This is a genomic window from Peribacillus sp. FSL R5-0717, assembly GCF_038002945.1.
GTDB classification, from domain to species: Bacteria; Bacillota; Bacilli; order Bacillales; family DSM-1321; genus Peribacillus; species Peribacillus frigoritolerans.
Genome location: NZ_JBBOOF010000001.1, coordinates 3,381,408 through 3,402,661 on the forward strand (window position 1 = coordinate 3,381,408; position 21,254 = coordinate 3,402,661).

At 43.3% G+C, this 21,254-nt stretch carries 16 protein-coding genes and 1 riboswitch; of the genes, 5 read left to right on the plus strand and 11 right to left on the minus strand.

Features of this window, described 5'->3' with window-relative positions:
• Positions 1-181 precede the first annotated feature (181 nt).
• Positions 182-1,930: an ABC transporter ATP-binding protein gene (locus NYE65_RS16325; RefSeq protein ID WP_328176563.1), complete on the plus strand. Its 1,749-nt coding sequence runs from the start codon at positions 182-184 to the stop codon at positions 1,928-1,930.
• An 80-nt stretch (positions 1,931-2,010) separates the two neighbouring features.
• On the opposite strand, the gene NYE65_RS16330 is transcribed toward NYE65_RS16325, so the two are convergent.
• The 5 genes from NYE65_RS16330 to NYE65_RS16350 all read right to left on the minus strand — a co-directional run bounded on the left by NYE65_RS16330 (position 2,011) and on the right by NYE65_RS16350 (position 6,430).
• Positions 2,011-2,928, minus strand: a complete 918-nt coding sequence (locus NYE65_RS16330) for an EamA family transporter (protein WP_048678324.1) — start codon at positions 2,926-2,928, stop codon at positions 2,011-2,013.
• Positions 2,929-3,222: 294 nt separating this feature from the next.
• Entirely contained in the window at positions 3,223-3,570 is a 348-nt protein-coding gene (locus NYE65_RS16335) for a hypothetical protein (RefSeq protein ID WP_328176562.1), read from the minus strand.
• A gap of 13 nt (positions 3,571-3,583) precedes the next feature.
• Positions 3,584-4,114: an NAD(P)H-dependent oxidoreductase gene (locus NYE65_RS16340; protein ID WP_034305357.1), complete on the minus strand. Its 531-nt coding sequence runs from the start codon at positions 4,112-4,114 to the stop codon at positions 3,584-3,586.
• A gap of 17 nt (positions 4,115-4,131) precedes the next feature.
• Positions 4,132-5,736 (minus strand): DHA2 family efflux MFS transporter permease subunit, encoded by a 1,605-nt coding sequence (locus NYE65_RS16345; protein WP_371748515.1) that lies wholly within the window; start codon positions 5,734-5,736, stop codon positions 4,132-4,134.
• A gap of 55 nt (positions 5,737-5,791) precedes the next feature.
• Positions 5,792-6,430, minus strand: coding sequence for an HlyD family efflux transporter periplasmic adaptor subunit (locus NYE65_RS16350; protein ID WP_057278723.1), 639 nt, complete (start codon positions 6,428-6,430; stop codon positions 5,792-5,794).
• Positions 6,431-6,756: 326 nt separating this feature from the next.
• On the opposite strand from NYE65_RS16350, the gene NYE65_RS16355 reads away from it, so the two are divergent.
• On the plus strand, positions 6,757-7,215 hold the full coding sequence (locus tag NYE65_RS16355; protein WP_082196714.1) for a MarR family winged helix-turn-helix transcriptional regulator: 459 nt from the start codon (positions 6,757-6,759) through the stop codon (positions 7,213-7,215).
• A 57-nt stretch (positions 7,216-7,272) separates the two neighbouring features.
• On the opposite strand, the gene NYE65_RS16360 is transcribed toward NYE65_RS16355, so the two are convergent.
• The 4 genes from NYE65_RS16360 to NYE65_RS16375 form a co-directional block, all read right to left on the minus strand.
• A complete protein-coding gene (locus tag NYE65_RS16360; RefSeq protein ID WP_340861257.1) occupies positions 7,273-8,364 on the minus strand; it encodes an FUSC family protein in 1,092 nt (363 codons plus the stop codon).
• 330 nt (positions 8,365-8,694) lie between these two features.
• A complete protein-coding gene (locus tag NYE65_RS16365; RefSeq protein WP_340861258.1) occupies positions 8,695-13,167 on the minus strand; it encodes a glutamate synthase-related protein in 4,473 nt (1,490 codons plus the stop codon).
• A 339-nt stretch (positions 13,168-13,506) separates the two neighbouring features.
• Positions 13,507-14,796: a glutamate-1-semialdehyde 2,1-aminomutase gene (locus NYE65_RS16370; RefSeq protein WP_328176559.1), complete on the minus strand. Its 1,290-nt coding sequence runs from the start codon at positions 14,794-14,796 to the stop codon at positions 13,507-13,509.
• A 128-nt stretch (positions 14,797-14,924) separates the two neighbouring features.
• Entirely contained in the window at positions 14,925-15,254 is a 330-nt protein-coding gene (locus NYE65_RS16375; protein WP_340861259.1) for a hypothetical protein, read from the minus strand.
• A gap of 151 nt (positions 15,255-15,405) precedes the next feature.
• Between NYE65_RS16375 and NYE65_RS16380 the strand changes: the two genes are divergently transcribed.
• Genes NYE65_RS16380 through NYE65_RS16390 form a run of 3 tightly spaced genes read left to right on the plus strand, consistent with a single transcriptional unit; the run spans position 15,406 to position 18,043 of the window.
• Positions 15,406-16,413, plus strand: a complete 1,008-nt coding sequence (locus tag NYE65_RS16380) for an ABC transporter ATP-binding protein (RefSeq protein WP_057278728.1) — start codon at positions 15,406-15,408, stop codon at positions 16,411-16,413.
• Positions 16,414-16,461: 48 nt separating this feature from the next.
• On the plus strand, positions 16,462-17,253 hold the full coding sequence (locus NYE65_RS16385; RefSeq protein ID WP_063596595.1) for an ABC transporter permease: 792 nt from the start codon (positions 16,462-16,464) through the stop codon (positions 17,251-17,253).
• Positions 17,254-17,257: 4 nt separating this feature from the next.
• A complete protein-coding gene (locus NYE65_RS16390; protein WP_057278730.1) occupies positions 17,258-18,043 on the plus strand; it encodes an ABC transporter permease in 786 nt (261 codons plus the stop codon).
• Between the two features lie 40 nt (positions 18,044-18,083).
• On the opposite strand, the gene NYE65_RS16395 is transcribed toward NYE65_RS16390, so the two are convergent.
• Both NYE65_RS16395 and metE read right to left on the minus strand, forming a co-directional pair.
• The gene (locus NYE65_RS16395; protein WP_063592101.1) at positions 18,084-18,560 is read right to left on the minus strand and encodes an acyl-CoA thioesterase; all 477 of its coding nucleotides are present in this window, start codon (positions 18,558-18,560) and stop codon (positions 18,084-18,086) included.
• A complete protein-coding gene (gene metE / locus NYE65_RS16400; protein WP_340861260.1) occupies positions 18,553-20,862 on the minus strand; it encodes a 5-methyltetrahydropteroyltriglutamate--homocysteine S-methyltransferase in 2,310 nt (769 codons plus the stop codon). Before metE ends, NYE65_RS16395 begins: the two co-directional genes overlap by 8 nt.
• Positions 20,863-21,011: 149 nt before the next feature.
• Positions 21,012-21,203: riboswitch (cobalamin riboswitch) on the minus strand.
• Positions 21,204-21,254 lie beyond the last annotated feature (51 nt).

Genomic DNA, 21,254 nt, shown 5'->3' on the forward strand with positions numbered 1-21,254 from the left:
GATTCACTCTTTCAATACGCAGGAACCATTAAACCTCCTACAAATGTTTATGAAAGTGATCCTTTTGATAGTTAATTACCGAAAAGGAAAATATAATTGAATAGTGCATATAAGATTCCCAAATGACCGTTATGGGCTTTTTTAGCATTTGGATTTATTGATTAAGAAAAGGAGGAATTCCGTGGGGAGCATTAAGAGATATTTGCAATTCGTCAAACCATATAAATGGCAGATAATCGGAACGGTACTGATTGGACTTCTAAAGTTCGCGATTCCGCTTTTGCTTCCATTGCTCAGTAAGTATATAGTGGATGACATCATCGGAAACGGTGATCTGTCCAAAGCCGTGAAGTCCGAACGCCTTATATGGGCGATGGCCATCATGATATTCATTTTTGTTGCAGTTAGACCGCCGATTGAGTATTACAGACAATATTTCGCTCAATGGACCGGAACCAAAATCTTATATGATATTCGTAATGATTTATTTACCCATATACAGAAACTGAGTTTTAAATATTATTCCAATACAAGGGTGGGCGAGGTCATTTCAAGGATGATCACGGACGTGGAACAAACGAAGAACTTTGTCATCACGGGTTTAATGAACCTTTGGCTCGATATCGCAACGATCATCATAGTGATAGTCATCATGTTTACGATGGATGTGAAATTAACCATTGTATCCATCATCATGCTTCCATTTTACGTATTTTCGATTAAGCATTTCTTTGGCAAGCTGAGAACGTATACAAGGATTCGGTCCCAAGCCTTAGCGGATGTACAGAGTCACCTTCATGAACGGGTTTCAGGGATGTCAGTCATCAAAAGCTTTGCGATAGAAGACAGGGAACAGGAATTGTTTGCAAAGCAGAACAAGAATTTCCTCGATAAAGCCCTAAAGCATACGAGCTGGAATGCCAAGTCATTTGCTGTCGTGAATACGATCACGGATATTGCCCCCTTGCTCGTGATAGGATTTGCCGGTTATCAGGTCATTCATGAACAATTGTCACTGGGTACCATGGTTGCTTTCGTCGGTTTCATTGACCGGCTATATAATCCCCTCAGACGTTTAGTTAACTCTTCGACGACAATGACCCAGACATTGGCGTCCATGGATAGGGTTTTTGAGTTTGTGGATGAGAAGTATGATATCGATGATGAACCAGGGGCGAAAGAGCTGAAGCATGTAGATGGCCGAATAACCTTTCAGGATGTATCGTTTGCTTATGACGAGAAAGAGGCACCCGTTTTGAAACATATAAACTTGGATGTTAAACCAGGGGAAACCATTGCACTTGTCGGTATGAGCGGCGGCGGGAAATCCTCGATCGTCAGTTTGATTTCCCGTTTCTATGATGTGACGGAGGGAAGGGTATTATTGGATGGGACGGATATCCGTAAATATCAAGTCCGCAGCCTAAGAGATAAAATAGGAATGGTTCTACAGGATAATATCTTATTTAGTGAATCGGTTAAGGCCAACATCCTTATGGGACGACCTGATGCAAGTGATGAAGAAGTATTTGAAGCGGCAAAGGCGGCGAATGCCCATGACTTCATCATGGGTCTAAAAGAAGGATATGAAACGAAAGTCGGGGAGCGGGGAGTAAAATTATCCGGGGGCCAAAAGCAACGGGTGGCCATTGCGAGGGTATTTTTGAAAAACCCGCCAATCCTTGTTCTCGACGAAGCCACCTCCGCATTGGATTTGGAAAGTGAACACTTTATCCAGGAGGCGCTGGATATTTTGGCGAAAAACCGGACCACGATCATCGTCGCCCATCGGTTATCAACCATCACCCATGCAGATCGGATCATTCATATCGATAATGGGGAAATTACGGAAATGGGAACACACGAAGAACTTATGAAAAAGCAAGGGCATTACTACAACCTATTTCAAGTACAACAATTGGATTCTTAAGGATACAAGATAAAAAAGAAGACCATTCCGCTAAAGGAATGGCCTTCTTTTTTATTCTGATACGAACTTGTGCATGAGCGTTATGAAATCCTTTTTTCATGCAGCGTTTTTTTTCCAGGAAGGAAATGCGGCAGATGCTTTATTCCCTCAGGCAAGGCGATGCCGACGATGATCAAGCACATCCCGAACCATTGCAATGACGTAACCTGTTCATTCAAGAAGATGACGGAAACGACCATCGCTGAAGGCAGTTCCGCAGCACAAAGAATCGTTCCAAGCCCGACCCCCACTTTCGGTAAACTGACAGCAAAGAAAAAGAAAGGAACTAAAACACCCAATGTGCCGAGCAGCAGACCGTAGTACCATAGGTTCGTTTGGACAAGATTCGTTACAAGTGTGACGGGATTAGTCGTGAATACAGCAGTCAGCATACCACCCGTTGCAATGAAAAACAGCCGTTTCATGGAAGATTCCCCAACAGCGAATTGAGAGTTGCAGTACATATACAGCGCAAAAAGCAATGCAGACAATAGTCCGAACAATACGCCTTTCAGGCTTAGGCCAGATAGAGGCTGACCAAAGATTGCCCCTGCCAATAATGTACCGATGAAAAGAACGAAAATGGCAATGAGTTTATTTTTATCCGGGCGTCTTTTATTTAAGAAGCTTTCAATAAGGACGCCTATCCAGGTAAATTGAAATAAAAAGACAACGGCAATCGAAGCGGGAAGCTCGGATACGGAAACGGCATATGCCTTTCCGACGAAAGTGGACATCATGCCCGTGATTAAAAGTAATCCGGCACTCTTCCATGAAACTTTATATTTAAACGAAAAGAGAAATATAACGGAGACAATCAGCCAACCGACAAGATATTGACTGCCGACCAGTTCTCCAGAAGAATGGCCATCCATGAATCCAAACTTCATCATGGTGGATAAAGTGCCATATGAAATCGAACCGATTAAGACCATTATGGAATACTTCAAAAGTTGCATATTTTTCACCCCTATAAAAATAAAAATCGCCACCTGCCAAAAAGGCAAGTGACGAACGAAAAAAGGAAATCCTTTTAAAATTCCGTCTCTCAACAAAAGCTGAGTTTAACAAATTGTATGCGTTGCATTACCTTAGCTTAAAGTCTTTGTGAATATTTGTCAACCAGAAAATAAAGTTAAAGACTGCACGTCGATCACTAAGTTGAAGGTCGCCGCAGAATAGGAGAAGATCCATTCAATGGCATATAAAACAAAAACCCCCAAATGGCAAATTAGCCTAATGGGGGGGGTGTTTTAATCGCCATTCTGTCGGAAGTCCTCCAATGTACCACGGTATTCCTTGTCTTTCATTTTGCGAATATCAGGCTTTTTTTCTGCAGTTGGCTCATCATTTGGTTTTTGTTTATGAAGCTTGGAAAGAGCCAAACGATAATCCTGATCTTTCATTTTCAATTCATCATTGTCTGTGGGGGAGATGATTTCGGTAATGGAATCAACTGCAGTCGGGAAAGCGGACTCTTCCGACGAATTCTCTTCCTCGACTGCAGGCGGCTTACCTTCAGGTGATAAGGCTTTGATATTGAATGTGATCAAGCCCGTAACCGCTAATATGGCAACGATGATAATTAGAATTATGCCCATTGAATCAAGCCTCCTAGAGCCCGTTTATGAATGAACGGGTGACATGGGCTACCCGTTTTCCTAATGCTTCTCCAAGCTTCAAGTCATTTTTGGTGATATTGTCATCCACACCGGGCGGACAGCTTATCCCTACTCCATAGTAGGAACCATATAAGGCATTTTCCGGGACAGTGCCGGGCAAGCCGACAATGATCATGCCTTGATGAAGCATAGGGGTGATTAAGTTCAGCATGGTAGCCTCGAGTCCGCCATGTACGGTGGCCGTGGTACAGAACACAGCACCCACTTTATTGATCAGCGCACCTTCCGCCCATAGATACCCAAGTTTATCGATCCATGTTTTCAAACTCGAACTGATGGTTCCGAAATGACCGGGACAGCCCCAAATGATCGCATCCATTTCCTGGAGCTTATAAACATCCGCCTCGTTTACATGGTCAATGAGAACCTCAGCCCCAGGAACCGCAGCGGCTCCTTGAGCTATTGATTCGGCAAGTGCTTTCGTATGGTTACCTTCACTGTCGTAAACAACATAGATCTTCATTTTATTCCTCCATTTAATTAAACAGATTTTTTTACTGGCGAAGGAAGCAAAGGTACATCCAAAGGTTCTTGTTTAGCTTGTTTCATTGCTTTATCCTTCCGAACGTCGCGCAAAAATAGTGAGAGAACGATGCCTGCAATTGCGAAGCCTGTTGCCCAAAAGAATGCATCATTGATTCCCATCACATTTGCTTGACCCTGGATTTGAGAAGAAATCAGCGACATGGCAGTTTCCTGTGCCTGTTCACTAGTTTGATTCATCGAAGTCATGATGGATTGAACTATAGTCTGGAAATTCTGAACAAAACCAGGATCACTCGTACTCATTTCCGTTCCTAAAGCAGTTCCATGGAAAGAAGCACGGGTTGTATAAATGGTCGTCACGAAGCTCGTACCAATGGCTCCGGTCACTTGTTTCAGCGTATTGCTCATTGCCGTACCATGTGTATTCAAATGCTTAGGTAGCTGATTCATCCCAGCTGTCATGATCGGCATCATCAGTAAAGACATTCCAAGTGCGCGGATGGCATAGATGATGACCAAAGTCGAATAGGTTGTTTCCGTAGTCAATTTAGCGAATTCGAAGGTTGTGACGGCAGTGATCGCCAACCCAATTAGTGCTAATGGACGAGGTCCGATTTTGTCAAATAATGCTCCTGAAATGGGTGACATAACCATCATCACAAGGGCTCCGGGTAGCATCAACAGGCCGGATTGAACTGGTGTGAAGCCTCTTAAAGTCTGCAAATATATAGGCAATAAGAATATCCCGGTAAACATGGCCACTGTGACGATTGCAGAAATGATATTGGATAATACGAACATGTCATACTTAAATACACGGAAGTCGAGCATAGGTGTTTCCGATTTTAGCTGTTGAACCACAAAAAGCGTCAAAAGGATCAGCCCAATGATGATCGTTCCCAGAACAATTGGATCCGTCCAGCTTTTGGAACCTGCTTCACTGACACCGTATAGTAATGATGCAACACCTAGCAAGGATAGAGAGGCACCCAGCAAATCCAATTTGATTTTCCTTGGTTCCGCTACATTACGCATACTTAAAAAGGCGAGTGTCATGACGATCATGCCTAATGGCACCATTGCGTAGAACATGACCCGCCAGCTATATTCCTGAATAACCCAACCTGATAAAGTCGGGCCGATTGCAGGGGCAAACATAATGGCAAGTCCAAAGATCCCCATCCCTTTCCCGCGCATTTCCGGAGGGAAGATGAAAAGAATGATCGTCATGACCAAAGGCTGCAGGATTCCGCCGCCAGCGGCCTGAATCAGCCGGCCTGTAAGGATGACGGGGAAATTTGGTGCGATGCCGCAGATGAATGTCCCGACGGTGAATAGAAACATGGCAGCCAGGAATAAAATGCGCGTGCCAAACCGTTCTATTAAAAAAGCGGAAAGTGGGATCAAGGCTCCATTCACGAGCATGAATCCAGTTGATAACCATTGAATCGTAGTCGCAGCTACATTGAATTCTGCCATCATCCTAGGCATGGCGACACTAAGCAGGGTTTGATTCAAAATGACCATGAACAAACCTAGCATTAGGATAATTAACATGGGGGCAAACTGTTTCATTCCCTTGTTTTCATTTACTGTGATGGTTTGAGAAGCCATGTAAAGAAAAGCCTCCTTTCTGTATAACTGTGTAGCCGGTTTATTTAGTCGAAATTTTCACTTCTGCGTTCATTCCAGGCAGAACTTTATCGGATGGTGCTTTGATGGAAATTTTCACTGGTACTTTTTGAGTGACTTTCGTATAGTTCCCGCTGCTGTTTTGATTGCCCATCACTGAAAAGACAGACGTTGTAGCATAACCGATCTGTTCCAATGTACCTTCGAAGACCGTATCGGGATCTCCATCGATGATAATATCGACGCTGTCACCTTTTTCGATATCCTTCAATTTATTTTCTTCAATATTAGCCGTTATGGACAAATCTTCCATATTGATGGTTTGAGCTAGCGTTTGACCTGCTTGAACAAGCTGCTCATCATGCACTTGTGTTTTAACGATCGTACCTTGTGCTGCGGTTTTTACCGCTTCTTTACCGTCTAAGGTGGTTACATTGGCAACTTTGTCATCCTTACTTACACTGTCTCCTTCGTGTAAGTCCCAATCTGCTAGTTTACCGGCAGCGGGGGCAACGATGGTATATAGCTCACCTGACACTTTCGCTTCATCCGTTTTAATGAAATTCGTGCTTTCATAATAGTAATAAGCCCCACCGGCCAATGCCGCTATTATAATAACCAAACCAATGACATTGATTAAAACTAAACGTCCTCTATTCACTTGTTTCGCCTCCAAAAATATATTGATGATGTGTTCCTTTTTTTATTTACGTTCATTAGCTAGAAATGAAATAACCTCCTATTCTAATGTTTATTTATTAATTTTAATAAATATTAATTTTTATAAGTATTAATATTATTAAGTAAAGAGTTTACCAGTTTAATTATTTTTTGTCATGTAATTTATTCGGAAAAATGGTGGGAAATAAATACAATGAAATAGTAAAAATTTGAATTTTTTTTAGTTTTAAGGATATATGGAAAGTAAAGTTGACATTGGAATGCCATTTAATTAAATTTAAGAGGTAGGATTGTCCTATATAAGGAGTGAGAAGGCTGGAATTTAAATGGGAAGTAACTAATAGTATAGAGATGCAGATTTTTCGGATTAGGAAGAAGCTTAGGGCCATCGTAGCAAAAAATCTTCAGCCTTATGGATTAACATCGCCTCAGTTTTTCATTTTATTGATATTGAAAAAAGAGGGGTCGATTAAATCGACCCAGCTGGCTGACTTCTTAACCGTAAAGCCAAGTGCGATTACAGTATTTGTAGATAAGCTGGTCGAAATGGATTATGTGAAACGGCAGCCCTCTGATAAGGATCGCAGGGTCATCAACCTTGAATTGAAAGAGGCTGGGGAAGCGATTTTGGGGAGAGTCCTTGCGGATCATAACAAATTGATGGGCAAGAACTTCAATTCATTCTCGGAAGATGAGCTGCAGGATCTTTTGAAGAAATTGGATACGATTGAAAAGGCTGCTGATAAGAACCTTTTGGATGATTGAATGAGAGCATGCTCTAAATAGAGACGAAAAAAAGACGGTTCCCGGGAACCGTCTTTTTTAATCTTCTTCGTACTGGACAGATATTTCGTTATCTTCCTTATGGAACGACTGGAAGCTGACGATCAGCTTTTCAAGGTGTTCCAATTGTTCGTCATATTCTATGACTGCAGAAATCAATGGTACAAGGCGGGCAGAGAGGTGGCCTAGGTTATCATGAATTTCGTCCACTTGATTCTGCTGTTCGAAAAAATGGGCGAGCAGCTCTTTACGACTTAAACAATCCTGGTCCCAATCTTCAATCTCCTCGATTGACTTGATTTTTTCGATATGCAGTAATATCAACTGCTCATGCTTGCGGATCAATGAATCAAGCTGCTGTAAGATGCTCCGTTGGAAATCTTCAGGCATTTGATATACTTCATTCTCGAATTTATGGATTCTCTTCAAGGTTTCAAACGCTTTTTTCGTCGTTATGATCATTTGCCGATAAACGACAAGCTTTCTTGCTTTAGCAACACTGTTCTTCTTGAAATATTCCCGTTCCTCTTTGTACATGGAATAGATATGTTCCAAATCGAGTAACTCCGCCTTCAACCGGCTGATGTCCTTTTTCAATAAAGTGTGTTCTGTAGCATGTCTTGTGCTGATTCTGATCCATTTCAAGATGTCTTCCGTTACATCTGTAATGCGTGTATAAAGCTTTGCTTCGTACTTTGGAGGAATGAAAACAAGATTCACGATAAACGAAGAAACGATTCCAAGCAAAACGGATGAGAGACGAATAAAGGCAAAATTAAGGAATTCCCCGTCCTGGCTTTCCATGATGGCAATGACCGTCACGATGGAAAGGACAATCGTTTTATCCATTTTCAGTTTTAAATTGATGGTTATGACAACCATTACGGCAAGACCGATTATAAAAATATCATTTCCGAACAACAAAACGAAGGAGACAGCAACCAATGCGCCAATGATATTTCCTTGAATTTGCTCCAATACCGTTTGATATGAACGGTAAATGGTCGGCTGTATTGCAAAAATTGCAGCAATCCCAGAAAGGACAGGAGCAGGAAGGTTAAGCAGTTCCGATAGGTAAAGCGCTAAAACAATTGCTATTCCTGTTTTGAGAATGCGGGCACCAAACTTCATATATGGGTTAATCCTTTCTTTGAGTTGTGATGGGTCTGGCAAGAAAAGGCTCTATTAATATATAGGCCTTTGCTTAAAGTTGTATTCTAACTTATTTGTTAGTACTTTACACTAAAATAAGATGATGTAAACAAAAAGTAATATACAGGATTTTCCTAAAAGATACAATAGTTAAAATCAAGTTTAATATATAAAGAAACGTTAGGCAATTTCTTGATTGCTTTCAGCATTGTTTTTCAATCGTTTGAAGACGATCCCATAGGTAAATGACGGGAAAGGCTGATGCTCGAAATGAAGAGCATCAGCCTTTTTTTATATTTATTTTCGGCATTACTCCGTGGATACAGCAGGATCCGCCTGTTCTTTAACTGGAACGACCTGAAGGAAATGCTCTCCAGGATTCTGAAGCAGTGTCTCTAAAGAGGCCGCTTCTTCGGTTTGGCCATGGTCTTTCAAGAGGGCCGTGTATTTGCCAAGGAGTTCAACCACATCCTGCAGGCCTTTTGCAGATAGGGACTCAATGGATATCTTTGCCCCTTTCGCAACCCGTTTCTTAATGACCTCTTTGGTTAATCCAGATTCAGGCTGTTGCCGTAAATAAACGACACCCCCTGTCATCCCTGCGCAAATCCATGGACCGGGATCACCTAGAACTAAACCTCTTCCATTTGTCATGTATTCAAAAGCGAATCCCTTAATATTGGATGTTACCGCTATATTCCCGTGTTCCTTTTTAGGAAGCGGTCGTTTCAATAATCCGCCAATGATCATATCCGCTCCGGAAAGCCGGATTCCCGCCCTGGCATCGGCATCACCCTGGGCAATTAGGAGACCATGCTGTGCACCGTAACCAAAGCCCTTACCGACAGAGCCATTGTAGAACTTCCCATCTTTTCCTGGAGATTTAAAGATGGCAATGTTACCGCCAATCGATGTTTTACCGATACCATCCTGGGCACCGCCATTCACGCTGATTGAAATTCCTTCTGTATTGTATGCCCCAAGTCCATTACCCGGAATGGAACCATCCTGGTAGGATAGGTGAACGGGAGGAAGTTTTTTGTATGACCCATCCAATCTGCCCCTAACGCGGTGACAGGAGACCCTGCTGCCGAGTACACGCTGCTCGGATGTAATCGAGCTATAGCTGCGGGATTGCTGCAGTTCATCTACATGCGAATCAAGATATTCTGCGCCAACGGCTACCTGCATGGAGCCTTCATTCAAATATGCCGCCGCTTCCTTATGCGAGAACGGTGTTATATCCAGATTTTTTAATAAATAGGTTAAATCCAATGATTGTTGACCTTTAACTTGCTGCAGCAAATCAGAACGCCCGACGATATCCTGAAGATTCTTCACCCCAAGTGATCCGGTCAAAGATTTGAGTTCTTTTGCAAATGCATTGAACATATTCGTTAACCCCTGTACGGCTAAATCAAATTTACGTGGAACAAAACGGCGCAGCCCGTGTTCTTTCGCCTGAGCTTCCGATTCAATTTGGGTGGCGATGCCCACATGGCAAGTATCAAGGTGACATCCGCGGCACGTTGTGCAGCCGACGGCAATCATCGAAAGGGTCCCAAAGCCTACACGATTTGCCCCAAGCAGCATTACCTTCAAAACATCCATCGAGCTTTTTAACCCACCGTCAGCCCAAATTTCAACGTTCTGCCGGATACCTGATTCAAGCAGTGCATTATGGGCCGCTTTCACACCTATCTCAACTGGCAGGCCGACATGTGAGAGTGCATGGATTCTGGCAGCACCCGTTCCGCCATCAAAACCAGAAAGCGTTATGATATCGGCCCCGGCTTTTGCGACGCCGACAGCAATCGTACCGATGTTTGGAACGACTGGTACTTTGACGGCAACTTTTGCCTTGTCATTTGCCGTTTTTAGCTCATGGATCATCTGGGCCAAATCTTCAATTGAGTATATATCATGGTTATTGGAAGGGGAGATCAAGTCGGAACCGATTGTAGCATTTCGGGCTTCTGCGATTTTGGCTGTGACCTTGGAACCGGGAAGGTGACCGCCTTCACCGGGTTTTGCCCCTTGACCAATTTTAATTTCCAATAGATTTGAAGAATTCAGGAGTTCTGCATTGACACCGAAACGTCCTGAAGCGATTTGCTGTCCGCGGGATTTCGGGTACTTGCCCAGCATATCCTTTATTTCCCCGCCTTCGCCATTCATGCTGATCATGCCTAGCCTCTCGGCAGCTTCTGCATAGGCCCGGAAAGCAATCTCATTTTGTGATCCAAAGGACATGGAGGCTATGACGAACGGCAATTCCTGTTCACCGACCGAAAGGCTGACTTCTTCAGAAGGGACGGAAGCATCTGAAGTTTTTAATGATGTCAAGTGGCGGATCGTCGTCGGATTGGATTCTTCCTGTTCAGTGATCTTTTCGCGATAAGCATCATAGTCCCCGGTTGAAGCAACTTCCCCGATTGATTTCCAGATTCTAGGGAATAGATGGAAGGTCTTCCCCATCCGTTCTTTTTCATTGCCGTAATCCTCTGCACGCTGGATGGCATCTGCCTTGATTTTATCAAAATCATAGTCAAGATCATTGGATCCGAAGAAATTAGCCACATTTAGATATTTCGCGATTTCCTCATGTAAACCGATGCTTGAGAAAAGTCTTCCATAGCCGCGCAGCTCATGAATGCCAATGGTTGAGATGACCTTCTCAAGCCCTTTCGTCAAGGAGTTATATAGATTGGTAACCCCCTTATGGTCATCTGAAGATAAGGAAAGGAACATATAATAGGGGCTGATTAAGTTGGCCCCAAGACCATAAGAAACGATGATATCATGCAGTGACCTTAGCGATGCTGAACGTAAAAGGATGGAACAATCACGACGCTTGCCTGTATGGACCAACGCTTGGTCGACGGCTGAAGTGACCAGGTGTGGATCAAGCCAAAGGTTGCCGTTTTGATGGGCAAGGGCATCATCCAGAACGAGCAGCGTTTTTCCTTCATCCACAGCATTGACACTTTCATCCGTAATCCTGGTCAGCGCATCCGTGATGTTTTCATCCTCTTTGAATGTACTTGAAATGATGTGCACGAGTTTTAGATCTTGGTTAAATTTAATGAACTGGTCGTAGCTTGGCTGCGATACGATGGATGAACACTCATAACCCGTTGATCCTTCGATCAATAAGGGAGTCAGCAGCTCCGTCACCTTTCCTGCCTTATTCGCTTCGAATAGGGAAGGGCGCTTTCCGATGATCGTCCTTGTTGAGAAGTGCTCGGTTTCCCGGTCCCGGTCGATCGCCGGGTTGGTTACAACGGCCACGCTTTCCTTGATGAAATCAGCAATGTTGGTCCTTTGGGGATTAAGTGCTGCCAGCGGCGCATCATGACCAAGGGAACGAATTGGCTCAGCGCCTTTTTCGGCCATCTGTTCCACTAATTGGACATGCTCCCTTTCCCACCCAAAGGCTTTATACTGACCATTATGAATGGCTTGCGTGTTTGTCATGGAGACAACCTTTTCAAAAACCTGTGGCTGTAAGCGGACTCGGTCATTGGAAAGGACGAAACGATCATTGAATAGTTCAAACACTTTATCCTGGTAATCCTTGTATGTGTACAATTCAATTCGGTCGCCGTTCCATTTCAAACCGATTTTTTCCCCTGGACCCATCGGTTTCGGATCTCCGGTATATTCACTGGAAGGGATGATTCCTGGTTCGGAAGTGAACATATAGGATGATTCCGTTTCAATATTCCAAAGCGGGCGCAAGCCTAGAGAGTCGACAGAGAATACGGCTTCATCGCCGAAACGGGAGATGATGCCTGCCGGACCTTGTGCAAAATGACCCCATGCTTCCCTTAAATACGTATATAAGTCTTGTAAGTGCTCGGGATATTCCTTGATTTCATTGATGATTGGCGGAAACATAAGATCGACAGCTTCGAATAAAGAGTAGCCATGACGGCAGATGAAAGTTTCGATCGTCTTGTTTAAATCCTGAGAGTCGCTTCCATCTTTAGCGATGGGAACTCCGATCATTTTCGCTTCATCACGCAATTTGGCGATGGTATTGATTTCGCCATTATGACCAAGCACGCTGAAAGGCTGGACCCGGAAGAAGCTTGATAGAGTATTGGTTGAAAAACGATTATGTCCCAGTGTCATGGTGGAGGCAGCCAAAGGATCGGCAAGATCAAGATAATAGGCAGGGAGCGTATCCCCCGCACCCATCACTTTGTATACCGCATGATGCTGGCTTAAAGAGGCAACATGGATGAAATCGCTTTTTTCGATGTCGGAAGTCAGCTCAAAAAGAACATTTGAAAGCTCTTGGTTGTTATTGATGGTTGAGGAACAGGCAAATTGCCAGAACACTGGGTCTTCTTGAATGGCAATCGGTCCCAATGCCTCGGAACGGTAGGCTTTATCCGTTTCGAATATCAATGAGAGACCATGTTGGAGCAGTTTCTCCTTAACTTCGACCTTTAAGTCGTTCGCTTCTGTTTTTTTGCTTAGAAATAAGTGGCCGACTATGAAGGTATCTTGATCGACGATGCCTGAATCGACATTTGCCGCTTCAAGCTTCTTTTTCCAAAGAGCCCGGGGAATATCGATATGGATGCCGGCGCCATCGCCCTCACCATTGATGAAGCCGCAGCGATGGTTCATTTTAACCAGGGCGTCGATACAGGCAAAGATGTTTTCGTTAGTAGGGATCTTCTTTTTTTCGATGCAGGAAACGATTCCGCAGGCATCATGTTCTTCCTTGTGAAATTCTTTGAATGTAGCAGGTGTCCATTGTTGGGCCATATTTGTGGCTTGAATAAGGTTACCCTTATTCTCTGCCTTTCACCTCCTGTAGCATGTGTTTAATGGGGGAAATATTAGTAAACCCGAACAATAGTCCAAGTTTTGATAGATTGAAAGAAAGTGTATAAATGTATATAAATGTATCCATATCATATCATTTAAATATTCAGAAATCAATTTTTTATACAATGAGGTGGATGCTGTGATTGATGGGATTTTTGTGAAGATTGGCTTCAAATGCTAATATTAAAGATTTATTACAGGTAAATAAGAAACCCTCAAGATAGATGCACATCCTGAGGGTGTATAAAAAATGCATAATTATGCTGATTCGATTTATTATATTAGGTTTTTGAATGCATGTTCAACCGCTTTTAGAGTATAAGCGATATCATCATCCGTGTGAGCGATTGTCAAGAACCAGGCTTCGTATTTGGACGGTGCCAAATTGATTCCCTGATTGAGCATGAGTTTGAAGAACTTGGCGAACATTTCGCCATCCGTATTTTCCGCCTGCTCATAGTTTTCAATTTTTTCTGTCGTGAAATAAATCGTCAATGCCCCTTTAAGGCGGTTGATGGTGATCGGAACATTATATTGGCCAGCCGCTTTCAGGATACCTTCTTCAAGGATTTTCCCCAGGCGGTCAAGCTCTTCGTAAAGCCCCTCTTCTTTAAGTACTTCTAAGCAAGCTATCCCGGAAAGCATGGAAGCCGGATTTCCTGCCATCGTACCAGCTTGGTAGGCTGGTCCCAGAGGTGCGACAGAATCCATGATCTCTTTCTTACCGCCATAAGCACCAATGGGAAGCCCGCCCCCGATGATTTTTCCAAGCGCGGTCAAATCGGGTTGAATTCCCAAGTAGTCCTGTGCCCCTCCATACATGAATCGGAACGCTGTGATGACCTCGTCGAAAATGACGAGTGATCCGGCTTCATGAGATAATGAAATGACTTCTTCCAGGAAGCCAGGACTTGGTTCCACGATTCCAAAGTTGCCGACGATCGGTTCTACCAACACGCCTGCAATTTCATTGCCCCATTTATCAAGTGCTTCTTTAAATGAACCGATATCATTGAAAGGTACCGTTATGACTTCTTGTGCAATGCTTTTTGGAACGCCTGCAGAGTCCGGTGTACCTAGAGTGGACGGGCCGGAGCCTGCAGCGACGAGAACAAGGTCGGAGTGTCCATGGTAACAGCCTGCAAACTTGATGATCTTATCGCGCCCTGTGTAAGCGCGGGCAACACGGATGGTGGACATGACTGATTCGGTGCCTGAATTGGTGAAGCGGACTTTATCCATGGATGGTATGGCTTCCTTCAGCATTTTGGCAAATTTGACTTCATGTTTTGTCGGAGTGCCGTATAAAACGCCGGATTCCGCTGCTTTAACGATAGCCTCCGTAATATGTGGATGCGCATGCCCTGTGATGATCGGGCCATATGCAGCTAAATAATCGATATATTTATTGCCATCAACATCCCAGAAATAAGCCCCTTTGGCATGATCCATCGCAACTGGCGAACCGCCGCCTACAGCTTTGTAAGAACGGGATGGGCTGTTAACCCCGCCAACGATATGTTCCAATGCCTCTTTATGTAAAAGCTCCGAATTTCTAAATTCCAATCTTAAAACCTCCTATAAATATAAACATATTTCCCCTTAATCATAGCACTTTTCTCTCTGGAAATCTGGGGTCGAAGGCTAGGAAATGTGATTCGTAACCTGGTGGAAACGCAGCACCCCCAGAAGAATCAGGATTCCGGGCCAACATTTTTTGGGGGGGGGGATCCCAAAACTCCTGTTATGAAAGTAAGGATGGCCAAGATGGTGTCAGGATTTTCGATGTCGAAGGATTGGCGGTTCATTTCGCCCTGGGCTCGGTAATAGATTAGCTGCCCGGTTCCTTTCTCTTCATTAATGCGAAGGTGGAAACTGATGGGTGTGCTTTCGATCGACCCGCTGGAATCCCTTTGGATGACCTGGCATATTAATTCACCGTACTCATCTTCATAAAGGAAGTCATATCGAAGATCGAAAACGACCTTTTCAATTTGGGATAGTAATAATTTTTTGATATTCATAGCATACTTGTCTCCTTTATATATGTATCTGGTACAATGGCCATTTCCTCCCTGAAAATGGTATATGGCATCCAAGCATTTTTATTGTCTAAAAAGGTTGGTTTGGATAAACTAATTCATTAGGACAAGAGATTACGGAGGATGTAACAGGATGAGTGATGCAATTCAAGTGAAACAGCTTCGGAAGGAATTTAAGTCGGCATCAAGCCGTTCAGGGCTAAAGGGTGCCTTCCGGGATTTACTTACCAGAAATTATAAGGTCGTCCCTGCCGTCAATGATATCAATTTTACTGTAAAAAAGGGTGAGATGGTAGCTTATATCGGGGAAAATGGTGCAGGGAAATCGACCACGATCAAAATGCTGACAGGTATTTTGGAACCGACAGCAGGCGAAATCACGGTCAATGGCATGAATCCACATAAAGAGAGGGAAAAGTTCACACAGACTATCGGAGTCGTATTCGGTCAGCGCTCACAGCTTTGGTGGGATATTGCGGTTCAAGAATCGTTCCGGCTGTTAAAAAAGGTCTATAAGGTAACGGATGAACAATATAACGATCATATGGAACATGTCATCAAGACGCTTGATATCGGTCCTTTGCTGGACAAACCAGTGCGTAAACTTTCGCTTGGTCAGCGAATGCGCTGCGAGCTTGCGGCAGCCTTGATCCATAATCCGCCTTTGCTGTTCCTGGATGAGCCGACGATTGGACTTGATGTGCTCGTGAAAATGAAGATTCGTGAGTTCCTGAAAGAAATCAATGAGAAATATAATACGACAATCCTTTTGACCACCCATGATTTAGGGGACATTGAAGCATTATGTGAGCGTGTAATCATGCTTGATGAAGGACAGATCATCTATGATGGGGAATTGCAGAGTTTAAAAGATAACTGGGCAGAGGAAAAACAGATCCATTTTCAATTCATCGAGCCGATCGCATTGAAGGAATTGCAATCATTAGCGCTCCCATTTACCGCTAACTGGGTTCATGATGAAAAAAATCAAACTTATATTGCCTTGTTGAAAGAAGAAAGTGATCATATTTCACAGCTTGTTTCGGCTGTCGTATCTCATTTTAAAATAAAAGACATCAAAATTCATGAAACGTCCATTGAAGAAATTGTTCGCAACATTTACGAAGAAGGCACTGTGTGACTCTCTTATCATTAAGAAACAACGTGTCTATCAAGAAGGGGGAGGGCCATGGGGAAGTATCTTGCCATGATCCGCATGCGTTTTTTGATGATGCTTGCGTATCGAACGGATTATTATACCGGCATTTTAATTTATAGCATTAATATCGGTGCTTATTATTTCTTATGGAATGCGATATATGGAGAAAAAAGCTCCATCGAAGGACTTTCAGGTATGCAGATGACAACCTATGTTGCAGTTGCATGGATGGCGCGCGCTTTTTATTTCAATAATATTGACCGCGAAATCGCCACTGAAATTAAAGACGGAAAGGTCGCCATTGAAATGATCCGGCCTTATAACTATTTAGGCATGAAAACGATGCAAGGACTTGGGGAAGGGATATTCCGTTTCTTCTTCTTCTCGATTCCGGGGATGCTGCTGGTTGCTTTCATTTTTCCTATTGAATTGCCGCGCGATCCGGCTGTGTGGGGGATCTTCGGCATTTCCTTGCTGTTCAGCTTCATCATCAATACACAAATTAACTTATTGACGGGAATCACTACCTTTTTCTTATATAATAATGCCGGATTGATCCGCGCTAAAAGGGTTATCATTGATTTATTTTCCGGTCTGCTGCTGCCAATCAGTTTCTACCCGATATGGGCGCAGGAAGTGATGAAATATTTACCCTTTCAAGGGATCAGCTATGTACCAAGCATGATTTTTACGAATGGGTACAGTTCAGGCGAAATTGGCATGGCGCTTTTACAGCAGTTAATTTGGTGCATCATTCTCATAATACCGATTCAGCTTTTATGGATAGTCGCAAAAAAACAGCTGATTATTCAAGGAGGTTGACGGGATGTTTTATGTATCGATGTTTTTTCAATATGTGAGTCAGTATATGAAAACAAGATTGCAATATAGAGCGGATTTCTTCATGGAAATCCTATCAGATCTGCTGAATCAGGTCGTGAATCTGGTATTTATATTGGTCGTTTTCGGGCATACCCAATTTTTAAGCGGCTGGAGCCGTGAAGAAATCATATTCATTTATGGGTTTTTCCTTATTCCATTCGCCCTTTTTTCTGCCTTTTTCAACATTTGGGATTTTAATGACCGCTATATCGTCAAAGGTGAAATGGACCGGATATTAACAAGACCGATACATAGCCTTTTTCAAGTCATTTTAGAAAGAATCGAGCTTGAAGCGTTATTTGGTGTTGTAACCGGTTTGATCATCATATTCTATTCGGCGATTTCATTGGATTTGCAGCTTGCGTGGTATGACCCGATTCTTTTCATCGTTTTTGCAATAGGCGGGGCACTTGCCTATGCAGCCATATTCGTTGCGATAGCAAGCATTGGGTTCTGGTCGGATGCGAAAACATCCATCATGCCAATGATGTACAATATCGGGAACTACGGGCGCTATCCTGTAGATATTTATAATAAGGTCATCCGTTTTGTCCTTACATGGGTGCTGCCATTCGCGTTTGTCGGTGTCTATCCGGCATCTTATTTCCTAAGAAAAGAAGAATGGTATGCATATGCATTTGCCACACCTGTAATTGGGGTTGCCTTTTTCGTGATATCCATTTTCATATGGAATCAGGGAGTGAAGAGATACCGCGGGGCAGGGAACTGAAAGAACCCCTTCAACAGATTCATGTTGAAGGGGTTTTTGTTTAGTTCCGTTTTTTCTTTCTTTCGATATATCTTGCTTGGGCTTGAACATATTGCTGTTTTTCCTCTTCCGTTTCCGGAATGACCTGAGGTACGTTTGTCGGCTTACCGTCTTCATCAATGGCAAGCATCGTTAAAAAAGCGCGTGCCGTAAGCTGTTTTTCACCTGTTAATAGGTTCTCTCGCTCCACTTTCACGAATACCTCCATTGATGTGCGATGAGTACAGGTGACATAAGCTTCAAGGTTGATCGCGTCCCCTGTTTTGATGGGGGCCAAAAAATCAAAAGAGTCGCTTGAAGCAGTCACAACGGGTTTTCGACAATGTCGCATAGCGGAAATGCAAGCTATTTTATCGACATAGGCCATTACTTTTCCGCCAAAGATGGTATTATGATGATTTGTATCCGGTGGAAAAACAAGGTCGGTTAAAAAAGTCCGTGACTGCTGTGTTGGATGGGCAACGTTCTTTTCAATCATTTGCCTGCTGGTTTACTAAAAGGTTTTTACGGACGACTTTTGCTGCTTCGACCATGTTTTTCAGGGAAGCGACGGTTTCCGGGATACCCCTTGTTTTCAGGCCGCAGTCGGGATTGATCCAAAACTGGTCTTTATCCAATACCTTGATGCCCCGTTCAATCATATCGACCATTTCTTCCACTGCCGGCACACGCGGGCTGTGAATATCATACACCCCCAGGCCAATGCCTTTTTCATATGTTTTTTCCTCGAATGCGGAAGCGAGCTCCCCATGACTGCGGGATGTTTCGATGGAAATTACATCGGCATCGAGGGAGGAGATGACATCCATGAAACTGTTGAAGTCGCAATAGCACATATGCGTGTGAATTTGGGTTGTATCCTCCACGCTTGATGTGGATATCAAGAATGAATTCACTGCCCAGTTCAAATACTCGTCGCGATCGCTTTTTTTCAATGGCAGACCCTCTCTAAGTGCAGGCTCATCAACCTGAATCATTTTAATTCCAGCAGATTCCAAGGCAATGACTTCTTTTTCTAAAGCGAGCGCCAGCTGATAGCAAACATTCTCCCTGGAAATATCATCACGGACGAAAGACCAGTTCAAAATCGTAACAGGACCTGTCAGCATTCCCTTCACCGTCTTCTTCGTCAGTGATTGTGCGTATACACTTTCCCTGACTGTCATCGGTTCGATGAAATGGATGTCGCCGAAGATGACTGGCGGTTTCACGCAGCGGGATCCATAGGATTGTACCCAACCCTTTTCTAAAAAGATGAATCCACCTAATTTATGACCGAAGTATTCAACCATATCAGTCCGTTCGAATTCCCCATGAACGAGAACATCTAAACCGATTTCTTCTTGGATTTCGATCCACCTGCCGATTTCTTCGTTAACGAATGTTTCATATTGCTTGGCTGTCCATTCTCCTCTATTGAATTTCCCGCGTGCTTGTTTAACTTCAGATGTCTGCGGAAAGCTTCCGATCGTAGTCGAAGGGAGAAAAGGCAATTTGAAAAATTCCTGTTGTTTTTGGTAACGGTCTTTAAATGGAAGCTGACGGCCGGCGGTCCTGTTTTTAACCTTTTCGACATTGGATTGTACAGACCCGTGTTTTCGGATATTCGAATTGGCTAACGTTTGAATCGTAAATTTATTGGCATCGACTTTTTCGGCGATTGCTTCAATGCCTTGATTATTCCCTTTGACCAAAAGTGTGATTTCCTCAAGTTTCTCATCAGCGAAAGCAAGTGCCTCTTTCACTTCTTTTGAAAGGGCGGTTTCATTACGAACGGTCACCGGGACATGAAGCAGGGAACAAGAGGGTTGTAGCCAGATTTGGTCCTCGGCTACCTGTTTCTTAAGTGTCTCGATCAATTCGATTTTTTTGGATAAATCAGATAGCCAAATGTTTTTTCCGTCAATCACACCCGCTGCAAGTACTTTGTCCTTCGGGAAACCGAATGCCTCAAGGTTACTTAAATTCCTCCCTTTATCATGTACAAAATCAAGACCGATCCCTTGGACTTGTAATTCGATGACTTCTTGGTAATGTTCCACCGCATCAAAGTATGTTTGTAGCATGATGTTCAGGTTTGGTGCTGCTTCATTCAGTTTTTCATAGAGGTAAGTAACGGTTTGCATATCATCCTTGGAAATGGATGAAACAAGGGAAGGCTCGTCCATTTGTACCCACTTCACGCCTTCTTGCTCCAACTCCCGCAGGATTTGCGTGTATAGGGGAAGCAGGCTCAGGATGATGCCAGGGATTTCTTCTTTATTGAAGCCTTTTGAAAGGGAGATGAAAGTATAAGGTCCGATCAACACGGGCTTCGTTTCAATCCCTAGCTTTTCCTTGGCTTCCCGATATGCTGTAAGTGGTTTATTTTCTGTTAAAGTAAGCTGCGCCAGTTTTAATTCAGGGACAATATAGTGATAGTTCGTATTGAACCATTTCGTCATTTCTGAAGCGATTTCATCATTGTTTCCCCGGGCCATTGAATAATAAACGGAAAGGGGGACACTTCCGCCTTCATAAGCTGAATAACGTTCAGGAACAAGACCGAACATGACGGACATATCGAGCATTTGATCATAGAAAGTGAAGTCGTTTACAGGGATGATATCAATGCCCCGTTGCTTCTGTTTTTGTAAGTTGCCTATACGGATGGCCTTTAGTTGTGCCGTAAATTCCGCTTTATCGATTTTACCTGACCAGTATGCTTCCAATGTACGTTTCCATTCACGATCTTCCCCGATTCGAGGGTAACCCAAACTGCTGCTCTTCAAAATTCCCATCCTCCTACATTCAATTGATCGAACAATAAAAAAAGCATTCCTAACCGTCAAAAAAGAAAGTTAGAAATGCTTAAAATAATAAAGTTGCATGCAAAATGCCCCTTACAATTATAAGGTCCCTAACACCTCCCTATCTCCCGTAGGTTAAAACAGTGTTGTCGAAATAGGCAGGTCTCCTGACTTAGGGAATATCATTAGCGGCTGGCCTTCCCGATCCGTTGATCAGTGGCATATCGAAAGACGCTAACATTCCCATTACAGTGGCGGGACCGTGCCGGAATTACACCGGACTTCCCTTTTAATCCTAATGAAAATTAGGAACCTATTTCCACATATGAAATTTTGTAAAACCTGCCTTGTTAACTGTTTGCAGGTCAAAGATTTATAAAATA

Bases quoted from the DNA above. Each gene is read 5' to 3' on its own strand.
- NYE65_RS16330 (WP_048678324.1), bottom strand. From the start codon at position 2,928: ATGCAACTTTTGAAGTATTCCATAATGGTCTTAATCGGTTCGATTTCA.
- NYE65_RS16335 (WP_328176562.1), bottom strand. From the start codon at position 3,570: ATGGGCATAATTCTAATTATCATCGTTGCCATATTAGCGGTTACGGGC.
- NYE65_RS16340 (WP_034305357.1), bottom strand. From the start codon at position 4,114: ATGAAGATCTATGTTGTTTACGACAGTGAAGGTAACCATACGAAAGCA.
- NYE65_RS16360 (WP_340861257.1), bottom strand. From the start codon at position 8,364: ATGAAGTTTGGTGCCCGCATTCTCAAAACAGGAATAGCAATTGTTTTA.
- NYE65_RS16365 (WP_340861258.1), bottom strand. From the start codon at position 13,167: ATGGCCCAACAATGGACACCTGCTACATTCAAAGAATTTCACAAGGAA.
- NYE65_RS16375 (WP_340861259.1), bottom strand. From the start codon at position 15,254: ATGAATATCAAAAAATTATTACTATCCCAAATTGAAAAGGTCGTTTTC.
- NYE65_RS16380 (WP_057278728.1), top strand. From the start codon at position 15,406: ATGAGTGATGCAATTCAAGTGAAACAGCTTCGGAAGGAATTTAAGTCG.
- NYE65_RS16385 (WP_063596595.1), top strand. From the start codon at position 16,462: ATGGGGAAGTATCTTGCCATGATCCGCATGCGTTTTTTGATGATGCTT.
- NYE65_RS16390 (WP_057278730.1), top strand. From the start codon at position 17,258: ATGTTTTATGTATCGATGTTTTTTCAATATGTGAGTCAGTATATGAAA.
- NYE65_RS16395 (WP_063592101.1), bottom strand. From the start codon at position 18,560: ATGATTGAAAAGAACGTTGCCCATCCAACACAGCAGTCACGGACTTTT.
- metE (WP_340861260.1), bottom strand. From the start codon at position 20,862: ATGGGAATTTTGAAGAGCAGCAGTTTGGGTTACCCTCGAATCGGGGAA.